At 37.6% G+C, this 17,013-nt stretch carries 11 protein-coding genes; 4 read left to right on the forward strand and 7 right to left on the reverse strand.

Annotation, left to right across the window (positions count from 1 at the left end; translation table 11 throughout):
* Positions 1-710 precede the first annotated feature (710 nt).
* From ACFIMC_RS00575 to ACFIMC_RS00585, 3 genes are read right to left on the reverse strand one after another with little or no spacing between them, the layout of a single operon-like run.
* Positions 711-1,712, reverse strand: coding sequence for an Hsp33 family molecular chaperone (locus ACFIMC_RS00575; RefSeq protein ID WP_375671735.1), 1,002 nt, complete (start codon positions 1,710-1,712; stop codon positions 711-713).
* 36 nt (positions 1,713-1,748) lie between these two features.
* Positions 1,749-2,684 (reverse strand): ornithine carbamoyltransferase, encoded by a 936-nt coding sequence (argF, locus tag ACFIMC_RS00580; protein ID WP_375671734.1) that lies wholly within the window; start codon positions 2,682-2,684, stop codon positions 1,749-1,751.
* Positions 2,681-3,895, reverse strand: a complete 1,215-nt coding sequence (locus tag ACFIMC_RS00585; RefSeq protein ID WP_375671742.1) for an aspartate aminotransferase family protein — start codon at positions 3,893-3,895, stop codon at positions 2,681-2,683. The genes argF and ACFIMC_RS00585 overlap by 4 nt, the downstream gene beginning before the upstream one ends.
* A gap of 492 nt (positions 3,896-4,387) precedes the next feature.
* Between ACFIMC_RS00585 and ACFIMC_RS00590 the strand changes: the two genes are divergently transcribed.
* Positions 4,388-4,924, forward strand: a complete 537-nt coding sequence (locus ACFIMC_RS00590; RefSeq protein ID WP_375617530.1) for a GcrA family cell cycle regulator — start codon at positions 4,388-4,390, stop codon at positions 4,922-4,924.
* Between the two features lie 913 nt (positions 4,925-5,837).
* On the opposite strand, the gene ACFIMC_RS00595 is transcribed toward ACFIMC_RS00590, so the two are convergent.
* Positions 5,838-6,428 (reverse strand): Smr/MutS family protein, encoded by a 591-nt coding sequence (locus ACFIMC_RS00595; protein ID WP_375612824.1) that lies wholly within the window; start codon positions 6,426-6,428, stop codon positions 5,838-5,840.
* Positions 6,429-6,480: 52 nt separating this feature from the next.
* Positions 6,481-7,173: a Tim44/TimA family putative adaptor protein gene (locus ACFIMC_RS00600; RefSeq protein WP_375612823.1), complete on the reverse strand. Its 693-nt coding sequence runs from the start codon at positions 7,171-7,173 to the stop codon at positions 6,481-6,483.
* Positions 7,174-7,347: 174 nt separating this feature from the next.
* Between ACFIMC_RS00600 and ACFIMC_RS00605 the strand changes: the two genes are divergently transcribed.
* Both ACFIMC_RS00605 and secB read left to right on the forward strand, forming a co-directional pair.
* Positions 7,348-7,842, forward strand: a complete 495-nt coding sequence (locus tag ACFIMC_RS00605; RefSeq protein WP_375612822.1) for an FxsA family protein — start codon at positions 7,348-7,350, stop codon at positions 7,840-7,842.
* A gap of 142 nt (positions 7,843-7,984) precedes the next feature.
* The gene (secB, locus tag ACFIMC_RS00610) at positions 7,985-8,461 is read left to right on the forward strand and encodes a protein-export chaperone SecB (protein WP_375611417.1); all 477 of its coding nucleotides are present in this window, start codon (positions 7,985-7,987) and stop codon (positions 8,459-8,461) included.
* A gap of 67 nt (positions 8,462-8,528) precedes the next feature.
* Here secB and ACFIMC_RS00615 read toward each other — a convergent pair whose 3' ends face one another.
* Positions 8,529-10,829: an NADP-dependent malic enzyme gene (locus tag ACFIMC_RS00615; RefSeq protein WP_375671733.1), complete on the reverse strand. Its 2,301-nt coding sequence runs from the start codon at positions 10,827-10,829 to the stop codon at positions 8,529-8,531.
* 195 nt (positions 10,830-11,024) lie between these two features.
* Between ACFIMC_RS00615 and mutS the strand changes: the two genes are divergently transcribed.
* Entirely contained in the window at positions 11,025-13,769 is a 2,745-nt protein-coding gene (gene mutS, locus ACFIMC_RS00620) for a DNA mismatch repair protein MutS (protein WP_375680929.1), read from the forward strand.
* Positions 13,770-14,800: 1,031 nt separating this feature from the next.
* Here the strand turns inward: mutS and ilvD are convergent.
* Positions 14,801-16,639: a dihydroxy-acid dehydratase gene (gene ilvD, locus ACFIMC_RS00625; RefSeq protein WP_375611414.1), complete on the reverse strand. Its 1,839-nt coding sequence runs from the start codon at positions 16,637-16,639 to the stop codon at positions 14,801-14,803.
* Positions 16,640-17,013 lie beyond the last annotated feature (374 nt).

Below are 17,013 nucleotides of genomic sequence, written 5' to 3' on the forward strand. Positions count from 1 at the left end.
AAATATCTGTGTAGGAGCTTTATTTTTGATTACTTGGACAAAAACAATATTGCTATAGAACCATCGTTAGATTAGTGACAGCAACCAACTATTATTTTCAAAGTCATATAGGTCTTCGCTTTTTATCTAAAATGCACATTGTTATGAGGGGACTTCACCACTATTCTCATCTTTTTTATAAAATAACAAACCCGTTCCTTCGCAGCGTCATTGTTATATTTATTCCCATTACACTATCTGTTCGTAATAGACTCTATAAAGTCCATATTGAGTCTATACATTCTTATTCTATCGATAATTTCTCTTATGATTATAACTAATGAGCTTTTTTGACTCTTAATAAGATAAATTCGAGTAAGAAAATATGACTACAATCAAAAAATCTCATTTAACAGAGAAGATAAGTTATGAATACATAATCAATCTATCAATGAACATTATAAAAGAATTCATTGTAAGAAATAAACTTTTGAGATGTAAAAAGTATAAAAGAAGCTTTTTCGAGAGGAGAAAATATATTTTACAGAGAACTCTTTTTTAAGCACTCTATAACGTAATTACTGATCTCAACAGAAAAATCACTCGTATACATTAAAAAACTCTAAGACAAAAAATATTCTAGAAGTTCATATGAGCTTATGCGTAAACTTTTATGACGCAAATAAAATAGGCTTTTGTTGCAATCATCATTTTTTATGAAAAATATTTGATTATGTTTTTTCTTCTAAAAATTCTTGCGGTGTAAAACAATATGTTTTTGAGCAAAATTCACATGTGACTGAAATATATTTATTTTTAACCATTTTATTGCGTTCATCAATAGAAAAGCCTTCTAGGATTCCTTTAATTTTTTCGTGTGAACAAGAACATTGATCGACAAGAGAAAAAGGGTTAAAAACTCTAATACCTTGTTCATGAAAAAGACGGAACAAGAGCTGTTTACTACCGACTTGGGGATCTGTTAATTCTGAACTTTCAATCGTTGCCATGAGTATTTTAGCTTCCTGCCATTGGTTATCCAATTGGGTATGAGTTTTCGTTTCTTCTCGCTTTTGATGAGGGGCATCTATTTTATGATGAGACGATTCTTGGGGTAAAAGTTGGATCAAAATACCTCCAGCTCGCCAGCTTTTCTGCTGTTTTCCTTGTTGGTCACGATTAATTAATATAGCAACAGCCAGACGGATATCGGTAGGAATTTGTTCTGATTGATCAAAATAAATACGAGAAGCTTCTTGTAAATTTGATCCATCTAATGCAACTATCCCTTGATAGGGTTGCATATGGGGACCTTGATCAATTGTGAAAGCTAAAGTGCCTTTTCCTAAAAGTGTTTCTGAAGAGGTTTGACCATTGTCTATGGCTTGTTTAAGCTGTTCTTTATCAAAACGAGCGTATCCACGTAAACTTGAAGGAGGCAAAAAATCGCACACCAACATATTAACTGGTCCATCGGAATGAGTTTGTAAAATAAATTTTCCCGTAAGTTTTAGAGAAGTTCCAAACAGAACCGTTAAAAGTAAAGCTTCTGCTAGAAGATAAGAAACCGGTTCAGGGTATTGATGTCTGTTAAGAATAGAATTTAAAGTTTCCCCAAGTTGTACGGCACGTCCACGGATATCAAGTTCTTCAACTTGAAAGGGAATAACACTATCATCTTCATGCAAGAAGTTGTTGTTGGGAGAGGCTTCATCTTTAGCTTGTTCACTCATAGCTTTGCCTTTTTTATATAATTTGTTGTAGGGAGGCTATTGTGGAGAGAAAAACGCATCTTGTAAACACCAAGAAAGAATTGCTTTTTGAACATGAAGACGATTTTCAGCCTCATCGAAAACAACGGAGTGCGGTCCATCAATCACAGAATCAACAACTTCTTCACCGCGATGAGCAGGAAGACAATGCATAAAAAGAGCATCAGATTTTGCTAATTTCATGAGAGATTCATTGACTTGATAAGGCTGAAAAGTAGAACGACTGCGAGCACGAAATTCTTGTCCCATGGAGACCCATGTATCGGTCATAATACAATCAGCATCTTGAGCCGCTTTTTGGGGATCATGGGTTAGCATAAGATGTGCTCCCCGCTCACGTGCCCAATGTACAAATTGTTCCTGTGGTTCACTGCCCTTTGGTGTGGCAATACGCAAATGAAAACCAAAAAGAGCTGCAGCTTCAATTAAGGAATGAAGCACATTATTACCATCCCCCATCCACGCAAATATTTTGCCAGCAATTGGCCCTCTATGTTCCTCATAGGTTAAGATATCTGCTAGAATTTGGCAAGGATGTGTATCATCTGTAAGGGCATTAATGACAGGAATTTGTGCATATTGTGCCAATTCGAGCATACGTTGGTGTTTCGTTGTTCGCAATATCACAATATCCACAAAACGGGATAAAACGCGCGCCGTATCAGCTATGGTTTCACTATGACCAAGTTGCATCTCTGAACCCGTGAGCATGATTGTATCTCCGCCAAGCTGGCGCATACTGATATCGAATGAAATACGGGTTCGTGTGGATGGTTTTTCAAAAATCATCGCAAGTGTTTTACCTATAAAAGGTTTTGAACCTTTTCCTGCTTTAAAAGATGCTTTAAGGATCTTTGCATAATCGATCAGTGCACGTGCTATTGCTGGCGTTAAAATGGATAAGTCCGTGAAATGACGAAGAGCATTTGTCATGTGTGTGATATTTGTCTTTCTTTGTTTACTTGTGAAAGATACGCTATTGCTTTTTCAATACGATGTAAACTTTCATCTATTTCTTCTTCCCTAATGATAAGAGGAGGCAATAAGCGCACAACGTTGTTGTTGGCTGCAACGCTTAAGAGATATTCATTTTCCAAAGCATTAACGACAAGATTTGAAGGTACAATACACTGAATACCCAACATAAGCCCCATCCCCTGAACTGCGCAGATAATATCAGGATAGATATTGAGAATGTGCAAAAGTCCACTTTTTAGTTTATCCCCCATACGCTGAACATGGTTAAGAAAACTTGGCTCTAACAAAACATCAAGAACACTATTTCCTACAGCCATTCCAAGAAGATTTCCTCCAAAGGTTGAGCCATGTGTCCCAAGTGTCATGCTTTTTGCAACTTTATCCGTTGCAAGGCAAGCACCTAATGGAAATCCCCCTCCTAATCCTTTTGCGAGGGTAAGAATATCAGGCGTGATATCACTCCATTCATAAGCAAAAAGCTTTCCTGTTCGTCCTATACCCGTTTGGACTTCATCTAAAATCAATAACAGACCATTATCATCGCATATTTTGCGCAAAAATCTTAAATATTCATGAGGGACCGTTCGTATTCCTCCTTCTCCTTGAATAGGTTCAATAAGAATAGCGGCGGTATTTTTATTAATAGCGTTACGCAAAGCGACTTCATCACAAAAAGGTACTTGAATAAATCCACCAGCTTTAGGTCCAAAGCCTTCAAGATATTTTTCATGCCCAGTCGCAGCAAGTGCAGCAAGTGTACGTCCATGAAATGCCCCTTCAAAAGTAATTATTTCAATGCGTTCTGAATGACCAGCAGCATAGTAATAATGGCGTGCCGTTTTGAATGCGCACTCCAATGCTTCAGTACCTGAATTGCAGAAAAAAACCTTATCCGCAAAACTATTTGCACAAAGCCGCGTGGCAAAAGATGCCTGTTCAGGAGATTGAAAAATATTAGAAATATGCCAAAGTTTTTCAGCTTGTATTTTGAGCGTATCAATCAATTTTGGATGTGAATACCCTAATGCGTTAACAGCAATACCAGATGTGAAATCAAGATAATGTTCTCCTTTATCGGAAATAAGCCATACACCATGCCCTTGTTCAAAATGCAAATTTCGTCTTGCGAAGCATTCATAAAGTGGTTGTATAGAGACGGCATCCATCATAATTCCCTTTATATTTTAGTCTTTTCAATATATATATATATACAAAGCAACACTACAAATAAAACAGCATGGTATATTTCGTTACGGTGCTTTCAACATTTCATTACGATTAGTGATTACACCTATAGAATAGATCATTACACCAATTGAAAAAAAGTCAATGAAGGTTCTACAAATAAGCATTTTGGGAAAAAGCCTTAAACAAAAGTGAAAGTTTAACCTATGATTGATTTGCAAGTTGGGGAAAACATTCTAAATAAACTCTTTAAGAGGTAAAGACTCTTGTCATAGAGTGAGTGCATATTGTAATTTACAATATAATAAGCAAGATGATGTGTTTTGATTTGTAAATCCACAGGTTGGATGATTTTTTTATGCTCACGTAGAGTGTAAAGTTCTTTCATTCAGCGTAATGAAAACATTATTTAAACATTTGAAGATGCAACGGGGGAGAGCATCTTAGTGACGTAATCGGAATGGAGTGCTGGTATGGGTTGGACATGTGAACGCGTTGAGCTTCTTAAAAAGCTTTGGAGTGAAGGGTTAAGTGCAAGTCAAATTGCTGCTCAATTAGGTGGGGTCAGCAGAAATGCAGTCATCGGCAAAGTACATCGATTAAAGTTACCAGGACGTGGTAAGACAGCACAAGGAAGCACGCGTGCGCAAAAAACTCCCGTGGGAAGTAGCAGCCCATCATCTCCACGTGTGCGTCGCAACACATCCACGGTATCGCCAATAAACACATCATCTGTAAGTATTGAAGAAACCGCTTTAAAGACAGAATTTGTAGTGGAAGATGTAAAAGAAGTTGATATGTCCACAAAATCCAATGTAGTTGTGCCTATATCACGTCAACTTAATCTTCTACAATTGAGTGAAAATACATGTAGATGGCCGGTTGGCGATCCATTATCAGCAGATTTTCATTTTTGTGGTGCAGATTCTGATGAAAATAGCCCCTATTGTGCCTTTCATGCTAAGCTAGCATTTCAACCAATATCTGAAAGACGTCGGATAAGAGTGTAATATCCTCAATTGAATCTCGTATTCTACGCCTTCTGCGCTTCGCTATTAAATTTTAATTATCGAATTATTATGAGAAAGAAATTTAATGGAGCTTTTAATAAATGAAAAAATTTCTTCATGAAACTATTCAACGAAACTGTATCTTTTGGTGCTATTGCGCAGCTGTGTGTTGTAAAGTTATATTCCTGTTTATTTTCACAATTTTCTTTAATTTAGTTGTACTGCTTTTAACACTATCCATAGTGACATCTTTTGAATAAGCTAGTTTCTCAATTTCTCATGTTTTTATTCTTCGTGTATTTATATAGAGTAATGCTGTGGTTTATAAAAATAATTTATCGCTTTGCAACCTGAATGAGATCCATTTATATCTCTCTCATTTTAAGTCCTCTTATATTGAAACAATCAAAATCTTTTGTTTGGGCGTCACGAGCGAGATGAGAACTGTAGAGAGTTAAAAACACTTAAAGAAAAGCATGCCTCTTATAAATGCTTTCAAGTGCCAAGGACTTAAAGGGTTGTTGCAACATTGGGAGATGGCAAAGTGTATGATGATGCCAGATTGCCCTTTTATTAAGTATAAAGATAGGGGGTGCTTCATGGATTTATCATTATACTCTTCACGAATGCCGTCGCAAAATAAGCTTGGGAGCGTTGAGAGATGTTTCTTTAAAACAAGCCTGTGAATATATGCAATTCAATATCATTCTGTTTTGCGTGAGGGATGTGCCCCGTTAAAGAATGCGATAAACAAAAGCGTGAAGCAATACGTAGAATGTAAAATAATATCTTTATAATTTTTTATAAAAAATTATAAAGAAGGGAATATTGTATTCAAGGCTCTTACGAAATATACAAAAACAATAAATTATAAGTATAAATAAATATAAAATCTAGAGCGACCACAATAACATCACTTTCCTTCTCCCGACACAAAACGGCGCAACCAAACATAAAGCGCACCTTCTCCGCCATGCTGACGCGCTGCTTGCTCAAACGCGTGGACATAATATCGAAAAGCTGGTGTTGATAACCAATACGGAACAAATCTATACAAAGCTCCATCGCTCCCAACGGATCGTCCTTTTCCTGTAATCACAAGGACATAACGCAATCCTCTCTGCTGAGAGGACTGTAGAAATTTTTTTAAGAAAAAATAAGCTTCTTCCTGTATATAACCATGGAGATCAAGACGCGCCTCAAGAGGACAACGACCTTGGGAAATTTTACGATATGCAACATGATCAAAGAAATGAATCTTTTGTGCTTGTGTAACTGACCTCTTTTCTCTTTTAATAATTGTCGAGGGTTGTTGATTTTCCTGAGACAATGAGGAGATTTGAGTTACAGGCTGTTTTTTATCATTAATATTTGCAATAGTTTCTGAAGCAGAAGAGAGCATCTTACCGTGAAGCGGTGTTATCGTACGACAAACCATCTCCCATAAAAGACGATCTTGTGAAGCCAATAAATCTCTTTTTTGTCTCCATTTACTTGAGGACATTTTAATTTCTCATAAATCATTGAATGCTTATGGAAGAAAAACAAAAAGTATTTTAATTTTCATTTTCTGTAGCAAAAAGCTTCCAGTTGGGATCTGACGATAAACTATTGCGAACAAAAGTCCAAATATCCCTGATTTCTACAATAGCATCAGGATCACCGTCTATACGCTCGCCCTGTTCATTATAAGTAACAGAAATCATCTCACTGACAATACGTATCGTTAAAAGTTCATCTTTTTCTTGTATTGCCGCCGCAACAAATTCGGCCTTATTAATTCCAACAAAAGTGAATTCTATTCTTTCTTTATTTTTTTCTCGTTGCTCAATAGCCATACAAAAGCTCTCAAAAACATCCTGACAAAGCAAGCTTTTAAGTTGATTGCGATCACCTTTGGCAAAAGCTGTTACAATCATTTCATACGCAATTTGTGCACCTTTTATAAAAAGTTGAGGAGAAAAATGAGGATCAATTCTATGAAATTCCCGCAAATTTTTATTCAAAACACTCCCCTCCGGTGAAATTTTATCAATTTCACTAAAGTCGTCTTTTTGTGAATTTTTCTGATGAGGGAACGAAACAATATTATCAGCCGTTTCTGCTTCAACTTGTTTTTTAGAACGTCGTGAATAAGGATCAAAGGGTGGCTTTTCAAACCCAATTCGTTTCCCTAATACATTACGGAGTTGCACAAAAATAACAACCATAACAACAAGAGCTATGACAAGTATAACGTCAAATTCCATAGGCGCTGTCAATCTCCAAAGCTTAAGTCTCTAATAAACATTGCAGTCAATACCATTTATCAATAAATATGTAAAATAAGGAATCTTATCATTCAAATATTTTTATAGATTTTGTATTTAAACGGAGTTCTCTTAAGAATTTCTCCCCCTACTCATCTAGAAGGAAACTTTCATGTGATAAAACTTTATTCTATAAATCCTCGTTTTTTTGTTGTTATCTTTCTTTGCATTCTTTTAATCGAGATTGCTGGTTTTATCTTTGTTGGTCAAGAAATTGGTATTTTGGCAACCTTGAGCTTGGTTATTCTCACAACCATAGTTGGGGTTGTTTTATTGCGAATTCAAGGGATTAGCCTCTTAAAAAATATACAAAATGAACTTATCCAAGGACGCACATTAGAGAATAATATTATTAATGATGCTTTCATCATGTTTAGTGCAATTTTACTTATTCTTCCCGGCTTTGTAACTGACCTTTTGGGAATATTACTTCTTATTAAACCAATTCGCTCTGTTGCTTGGCATTTCTTTGCATCATTAAAAAACAAAATGAATCCCAATACTAAAAGAAAAAATGACTCTGAAAAAATAATTGATCTAAAAGCAGAAGATTACACAATTCATGATACGACAGAATCTCCATGGCGCAAAAATGATGATAACCATTGAAATGCCTAAAAAATCTGTAACAAACTAAAAAAATATTCAAGATAAAGAGCGCATTTCTTGCAACCTTTTGCAAGGCGTGATAACCAATCTGGTCTTTAGATCTAAAATAAATATACATATTATAATGGAAGAGGTTTGTCGTATGGCCGAAGATGAAATGAATAACAGTGGTGGAGAGCCGGTTTTTGCTGTATTAACTCAATATTTAAAAGATTTATCATTCGAAAACCCTGGTGCTCCTCGTTCATTACGTGCACGTGAAAAATCACCACAAATTGATATCAATATTAACGTCAATGCTAACCCAATTGGTGATGACAATTATGATGTCGTTTTGTCTCTCTCCGTCAAAGCCAATGATGAAACTGAAACCTTATTTCATGTAGAACTTATTTACGGTGGTGTTTTTCACCTTAAAAACATTCCACAAGAACATGTTATGCCACTGGTCTTTATTGAATGTCCCCGTCTTTTATTTCCATTTGCTCGCCAAATTATATCTGATGCTACTCAAAGTGGTGGTTTTCCACCTTTGTGGATTGATCCTATTGATTTTGCAGCACTCTTCCAAAAGCGTCTTTCTGAAGAGCAAAAAGACAATCAAATACAGCCCTCTTAAAAAATTTATTTTTTTGCTATCAAAAAGCCCCTTGATATATTATTGGTATATTAGGGGCTTTTTTCCTTTAGACGACTTTTGCGGCATGATAAGCCGCAAGCATTGCAATATTGACAACATCTGTATCGCTCCCACTAAACGGTACAATTTGGACAGATTTTTCCAATCCAATTAAAATAGGACCAATGATAGTTGCTTCACCGAGTTCTTGTAACATTTTGCTTGCAATGGAAGATGCGTGATATCCAGGCATAACCAAAATGTTAGCAGGCTCCGTTAATCCCATAAATGGATATTGCTGCATCAATTTGGAATTGAGTGCCACATCAGCACTCATTTCTCCATCAAACTCAAAATCAACTTTGCGTTCATGTAAAATATTAATCGCATCCTGAATTTGCTGCGTCGTCTTCCCTTTCATATAACCAAATGTAGAAAATGCTAAAAATGCTACCCGTGGTTGATATCCAAATCCTCGCACAAATGAAGCTGCTTGTTCAGCTATATCTGCAAGTTCTTCAGCATTAGGATTTTCATAAACGGCTGTATCCGTAATAAACACAATTCGTCCACGGCAAATAGCCATTGAAATACCAATCAATCGTTCTTTTGGTTTTTCATCAATTGCACGACGTATATCGATCAACGCTGTTTCATAATTGCGTGTCACCCCTGTAACCATCGCATCAGCATCTCCTAGTGCCACCATACACGCAGCAAAATAATTGCGATCATTATTGATACGACGATGACAATCACGCAACAGCCAACCTTGACGCTGCATTTTTTTATAAAGATAATTCGCATAAGCATCTGTATGGCAAGAAAGCTTAGCATTCATAATAGAAATACCTTCACGCTCCAGATCAATTCCAGCGATAACAGCCGCTTCTCTTACTTGCTCTTCACGACCAACCAAAATTGCTTGTCCCAATTTTTGATGAACATAGGAAACAGCTGCCCGCATAACTTGCTCTTCTTCACCTTCTGCAAATACAATTTGTTTTGGCGCTTGACGAACATGGTTATAAACCCTACGCATCATCGAGGAAGTAGGATCACGTCTCGCATTCAAATCGCGCTCATAGGCCTCTAAATCATCTATGTTCTTTTGCGCAACACCGCTTTCCATTGCTGCTTTTGCTACCGCTATTGAAACAACCGTAAATAAACGCGGATCAAAAGGAACAGGGATGATATAGTTAGGACCAAACTTTAATCGCTTTCCATAATAAGCTTCTGCAACGCTGTCAGGCACTTCTTCATGCGTTAAATTAGCAAGAGCCTTTGCCGCAGCAATCTTCATGTCTTCATTAATAACTCTTGCACGCACATCAAGCGCACCACGAAATATATAAGGAAAACAAAGAACATTATTAATCTGATTTGGATAATCGGAACGTCCTGTTGCGACAATGGCATCATGACGCACTTGCATAACCTCTTCCGGCGTAATTTCTGGATCGGGATTAGCCATAGCAAAAATGATCGGCTGGGGTGCCATGGATCTTACCATTTCAGGAGTAAGAGCACCTTTAGCAGAGACCCCAAAAAATATATCTGCACCTTCCATTGCTTCCATAAGCGTACGTTTATCTGTTTGAATAGCATGCGCAGATTTCCACTGATTCATTCCCTCTTTGCGGCCTTCATAGACCACACCCTTTGTGTCACATAATATGATATTTTCGGAACGAAAGCCCATCGCTTTAATCAATTCAATACAAGCAATCCCTGCAGAACCAGCACCATTACAGACTAACCGCGTATTTTGCATATCGCGCCCTGTTAAAGTCAAAGCATTGAGAACACCCGCAGCAACAATAATCGCTGTACCATGTTGATCATCGTGAAAAACAGGAATATTCATCACCTCGCGTAGGCGGCTTTCAATCATAAAGCACTCAGGTGCCTTAATGTCTTCAAGATTGATTCCACCAAAAGAAGGTTCTAAATGACGCACCAAATTGATAAAACTTTCCGTATCATTTATATCAATTTCTAAATCAATGGAATCAATATCCGCAAAACGCTTAAACAGCACTGCTTTGCCTTCCATGACCGGCTTAGAGGCAAGTGCACCTAAATTGCCTAACCCTAAAATAGCGGTTCCATTTGAAATAACAGCAACAAGATTACCTTTTGCTGTATAATCATAAGCTAGCGCTGGATTTTGAGCAATTGCCTTAACTGGAACGGCAACACCTGGTGAATAAGCAAGTGCTAAATCATGCTGTGTTGCCATAGACTTTGTTGCAATAATCTCAAGCTTTCCTGGTCGACCACGACTATGAAAATCTAGAGCTTCTCTTTCGCTCGCACTGTAAACAGTTTGAGACATTTTCTGATCCTGCTCGCTCTTTTTCATCTCACTTTATTTTCTCCAAAAACAGTGTAAATTTTGCTTGATAATGCGTATAGTCATTAAATTTGATTCATATATTAGAAATCGCTATTCTTGCCTTAGCAAATCTGATGATGCGTTGCAATTTAGAGATAAATAGATATTGAAGTAAACAAAAAAGAGTAAAAACTTCACTTAAAGGAAACAGGCCTCGTACAAATGGATAAAAAAAACAATCATAAAAATAATTTAATTCCACAGCCTGCCTCCCCATCTGCTTCCTCTCAAGAACGTCTTACACCTATGATGGAGCAGTACATAGAAATCAAAGCCGTCCATCATGATTCCCTTCTCTTTTACCGAATGGGGGATTTTTATGAATTATTTTTTAATGATGCGATTGAAGCTGCTCAGGCTTTAGGAATCACACTCACAGCACGCGGAAAACATTTAGGACAAGATATTCCTATGTGTGGTGTTCCCGTTCATGCTGCAGATGATTATTTACAAAAACTGATTGCTTGTGGTTACCGAGTTGCTGTTTGTGAACAAATAGAAGATCCTGCTGAAGCAAAAAAACGTGGCTCAAAATCTGTTGTTCGGCGTGATGTTGTTCGTCTTGTAACACCTGGAACAATAACAGAAGAAAAACTCCTTGATCCAACACGCGCAAATTATTTGATGACACTTTCCCGTATAAAAACTAGCGATGGAGAGGAATTTGCTCTTTCTTGGATTGATATCTCAACAGGCATATTTCGTGTAACAGAGAGCCGCCAAGAAAAACTTTTAGCAGATATTATGCGTGTGGATCCACAAGAAATCATTGTTTCTGATTCATTTTTTCATGATAAATCTCACAAGTCACTTTTTAGTGTTCTTGATCGTATCGTTTCACCTCAACCTGCTTGTCTCTTTGATGCACTCACCGCTGAACGCGATATTTGCAATTATTTTAAACTCTCAACTCTTGAAGGCGTTGCCGATTATTCACGCTGTGAACTCTCTGCAATTGTAGCTGCTATTCGTTATATCGAAAAAACACAAATCACGCATCGCCCTCCCCTCATGCAGCCTGAGCGCCAAAATGAAAGTGCAACTCTTTTTATTGATGCTGCAACCAGACTAAGCCTTGAACTTATTCGTACGACATCAGGTCAACGGGATGGAAGTTTATTAAAAGCTATTGATCGCACTGTAACAGGAGGAGGATCACGCCTTCTTATTGACCGCCTTATTGCTCCCCTCACAACTCCTTCAGCTATTGATACGCGTTTGGATTCTATCGATTTTTTTCTACGTAATCCTTCTCTTGCAGAAGCGATAAAGCTTATTTTAAAGGGGGGACCAGATATGCCCCGCGCCGTTTCACGTTTGGCTCTTGGACGAGGAGGTCCCCGTGATATGGCGACAATCCAGCGTGGCTTTGAAATCATTCGTGAATTGCATCAACTTCTTGATAATGAGCTTCTGCCTCAAGAAATAAGTGATGTACAACAGGTGTTCTCAAAATTACCCACAGCGTTATACTTTCATTTAGAACAGGCATTAGCTGATGATCTCCCACTCCTTAAACGTGATGGTGGTTTTATTCGTTCTAATTATCATAAAGAGCTCGATGAAATGCGTGCTTTACGTGATGAATCTCGCCGTGTCATTGCTGAACTTCAAGCGCAATATGCCCAAGAAACAGATATTAAGACGCTTAAAATAAAGCATAATAATATTCTAGGTTATTTCATTGAAGTAACCAGCACACAAGCATCTTCCCTTACAAATAATCCACAAGCTAAAGCACGTTTTATTCATCGGCAAACAATGGCAAACGCTATGCGTTTTACGACAACAGAGCTCGCTGACCTTGAAAGCCGTATTGCCCATGCTGCCAATCACGCATTGACACTTGAACTAGAGATTTTTGATATTCTCGTTCATGAAATTACCAAACAAGTTGATTTTATTCGTAAAGCCTCTGAAGCACTTGCTATTTTAGATGTCTCTGTCGCTTTAGCATATCTTGCTGAAGAACAAGGATATTGCCGCCCTAAAATTGATCTTTCACTTACCTTTCGCATTACAGCAGGACGCCATCCTGTCGTTGAGCAAGCACTCCGCAAACAAGCAGCAGAACCTTTTATTGCCAATAATTGTGATCTCTCTGTGCAAGAAAATCAGCAATATGCAGCAATCTGGCTGTTGACAGGGCCTAATATGGGAGGAAAATCAACTTTTTTGCGGCAAAATGCTCTTATTGCTATTATGGCGCAAATGGGGTCCTTCGTTCCAGCAACTTCAGCACATATTGGTGTCGTTGATCGCCTATTTAGTCGCGTTGGGGCTTCCGATGATCTTGCACGAGGGCGCTCAACCTTTATGATGGAAATGGTTGAAACAGCAACGATTCTCAATCATGCTAGCCACCATTCCCTTGTTATTCTTGATGAAATAGGACGTGGAACATCAACCTTTGATGGACTTTCTATTGCTTGGGCTGCTGTTGAATATCTCCATGAAGTTAACCATTGTCGTGCTATTCTTGCTACCCATTTTCATGAAATGACTGCACTTACCGAAAAACTTGACAGACTGCATAATGTAACCATGAAAGTCAAAAATTGGGATGGTGATGTAGTTTTTCTTCATGAGGTCACACCAGGAGCCGCTGACCGTTCCTATGGTGTACAAGTCGCAAAGCTTGCTGGACTTCCCCCAGCCGTTATTACACGAGCAACAGATGTACTCCATCAATTAGAACAAGGCGAAATGGCTGGAAAAGGACATAAACTCATTGATGATTTACCACTCTTTTCTCTTAAAGCAACATCTCCCGTCAATGAAGCAAAAAACAAACATTGTATACTTCACGAAGCTTTAAAAAATATTCATCCCGATGAACTCTCTCCTAAACAAGCTTTAGAAGCAATTTACCACCTCAAACAGCTTGAAAAGAGTAACCCTTTATAGAAAACAGATGTTATTTTTTATTAAAAAACCTTCTTAATAGGAGATAACGTAACCATTTTTGATATACCACAGCATAAACAGTTATTTATCGTATTCCCATCGCTTTTCTACATAATATATTTTGATAAGTGTAATTGCCTATAGGCAAAACCCTATGCATTATATTTCATATTCCCTTAGATTAATATTGGCTCTTATACAAAAAATTGGTCAAGATCGACTATTTTTACAAGATAGTCGTTTTTTGTAAAGATTGTCATGAAATCTCCTCCACCTTGCAAATACGCCATATTTAGTGAATTATGCTTTTTCACGATCGATATTATTGTTATCATAGCAACATTTCTAGTTTAAAGCTGTTGGTGTTGGAATGCCATCCCATTTTGCATAATAAATTCATAGATAATGGGTCTCGTATTTTCTTCACATTTTAAGTTATAAAGAGCTCTTTTACTGTTTTCATATGAAACATATAATCAGATATATCACAGCTGTACTTTATTTTCATAAACATCCTTCAACTCCTTCCCACACCTTAATGGATAAGGATTTTCATTCGAATAAAGTCTGCAAATAGTCCAGCTTCTAACGGATTTTCCTTGACTTCCTAATCATGTGCTTCTCTTAAACTCAAAGCTTTACAAACAAGTCTAAGAATATTCACCACACACTAAAAACACACTTAATATTTAAGGAAGATGCCGTATATCACAGCTCTAAATGACAGTGTTTTTACGGTACAACAAGATAATGCCACCAGTACAATAAATATCTTTCATAAATTATGAGTAATAAGAAATCATAATCTCATATAAGATTGGAATATGATATGAAAAGTAATTATACTGTATCTGTCTTACATAGCTGCTAAAATAAGCAATCTACCGCAGTTTTTAGTTGTATTGATAGCTTTTTAATCATACTCATCATGACTCGAAATATTCTGATAAGTTCATAAACTCATAAAATAATTAGCTTAGAATATCGTGCAAAAGATGCAAAAAATCAGAGCACTATCTCTATTCAACTCATCAAATATTACGTACTGCACCCTTTGCAGCAGATGTGGTCATCGCTGCATAGGCTTTGAGAGCCTTTGAAACTTTACGCTGACGCTTCTCAATCGGTTGCCAAGCGCCTTTTCCTTTTGCTTCCATCTTAGAACGGCGCTGCTTCATCTCAACGTCATCCACCAACATATGAATTCTACGATTTGGAATATCAATTTCTATGATATCCCCCTCTTCCACCAACGCAATTTCTCCTCCTTCAGCAGCTTCTGGTGAAATATGTCCTATTGAGAGCCCTGAACTTCCCCCTGAAAAACGTCCATCTGTAACAAGTGCACAAACCTTGCCTAATCCTTTAGATTTGAGATAACTCGTTGGATAAAGCATTTCTTGCATTCCAGGTCCACCACGTGGGCCTTCATAACGGATTAAAACAATTTCACCTGTTTTAATCTTATCAGTTAATATAGCTGAAACAGCTGAATCTTGGCTTTCAAAAATTCTTGCCGGACCTTTAAAAGTTAAAATTGATTGATCAACGCCTGCTGTTTTTACAATGCAGCCATCTTTTGCAAGATTCCCATAAAGAACTGCCAATCCTCCATCTTGTGAATATGCGTGTTCCCTATCGCGAATCACACCTTTTTCACGATCAAGGTCAAGGGTCTCATAGCGACAAGATTGACTAAAAGCTGTCTGTGTTGGAATACCACCTGGAGCGGCACGATAAAATGCATGAACTGTTGGCTCATTAGTTTGCTTTACATCCCAGCGGTAAAGAGCTTCTTTCATTGTTTTTGCGTGAACCGTATAAGTTGATGTATCAATGAGTCCTGCCGCATCCAGTTCACCTAAAAGCCCCATAATACCACCAGCGCGATGAACATCTTCCATATGTACATTTGCAACAGCAGGAGCAACCTTACATAAAACAGGAACACAACGTGAAAGATGATCAATATCCGTCATGGTAAAATCCACCTCACCTTCTTGCGCTGCAGCTAAAAGATGCAGTACTGTATTGGTTGATCCCCCCATGGCAATATCAACGGTCATTGCATTTTCAAAAGCCTTGCGTGAAGCAATAGAGCGCGGCAAAACTGTTTCATCATCTTCTTCATAATAACGTTTAACCAATGCAACAATCTGTTTTCCAGCTTCTTCAAAAAGCATTCGTCGATCTGCATGTGTTGCTAACATTGATCCATTTCCGGGAAGAGAAAGCCCCAATGCTTCCGTTAAGCAATTCATAGAATTGGCCGTAAACATTCCTGAACAAGAACCACATGTAGGACAAGCAGCACGCTCCATTTCAGCAACTTCTTCTTCTGAATTTTGTTCTGAAGCTGCTGCAACCATGGCATCGACCAAATCAACCGTTAGATCTTGATCCTTCCATTTAATCTTACCTGCTTCCATAGGACCGCCTGAAACAAAGATTGTCGGAATATTCAACCGTAAAGCAGCCATTAACATACCAGGTGTAATTTTGTCACAATTAGAAATACAAACAAGTGCATCTGCACAGTGTGCATTAACCATATACTCTACAGAATCAGCAATGATTTCACGTGAGGGCAACGAATAGAGCATTCCATCGTGCCCCATCGCAATTCCATCATCTACAGCAATGGTATTAAATTCTTTCGCAACACCACCGGCAACTGCTATCTGTTGTGCGACTAATTGCCCAAGATCTTTTAAATGAACATGCCCTGGTACAAATTGTGTAAAAGAATTCGCAATCGCAATAATGGGTTTACCAAAATCAGTATCTTTCATCCCTGTTGCACGCCAAAGTCCGCGGGCTCCTGCCATATTACGCCCGTGGGTTGATATTCTTGAACGGTAAGAAGGCATTATTTTTTTCCCCTCAAATAATTCCATTTTGCTTGTTGTGCTGTAACTTCATTATAAAAACAAGAGCTTTAATATTCAAAAGAGAAAAATACCTTGTACTGCGGCATTTGAAGCACAAAATTAAAAGCTCTGCATAAACTTTTTCATAAAGCCTTTGTTTTTTATTACCTGTTAGTCAACATCTAATCCCTGTGCAAGTCCACGTTTGAGATAAATATCAAAACGCTTCAGTATAACACGAACTGTTCCAGATTTTTGTATGCCAGATTTGGTTAGCATATTGCATCTATCTGTTTGCGTAATTTCTGGAATTGGAAAGAATATAAAGAAATCGTGATAAAAATCTATCATCTCCTTATAATTCAGCTTTACAC

This window comes from Bartonella sp. AP21QHHD (genome assembly GCF_042196205.1).
Taxonomy (GTDB): Bacteria; Pseudomonadota; Alphaproteobacteria; order Rhizobiales; family Rhizobiaceae; genus Bartonella.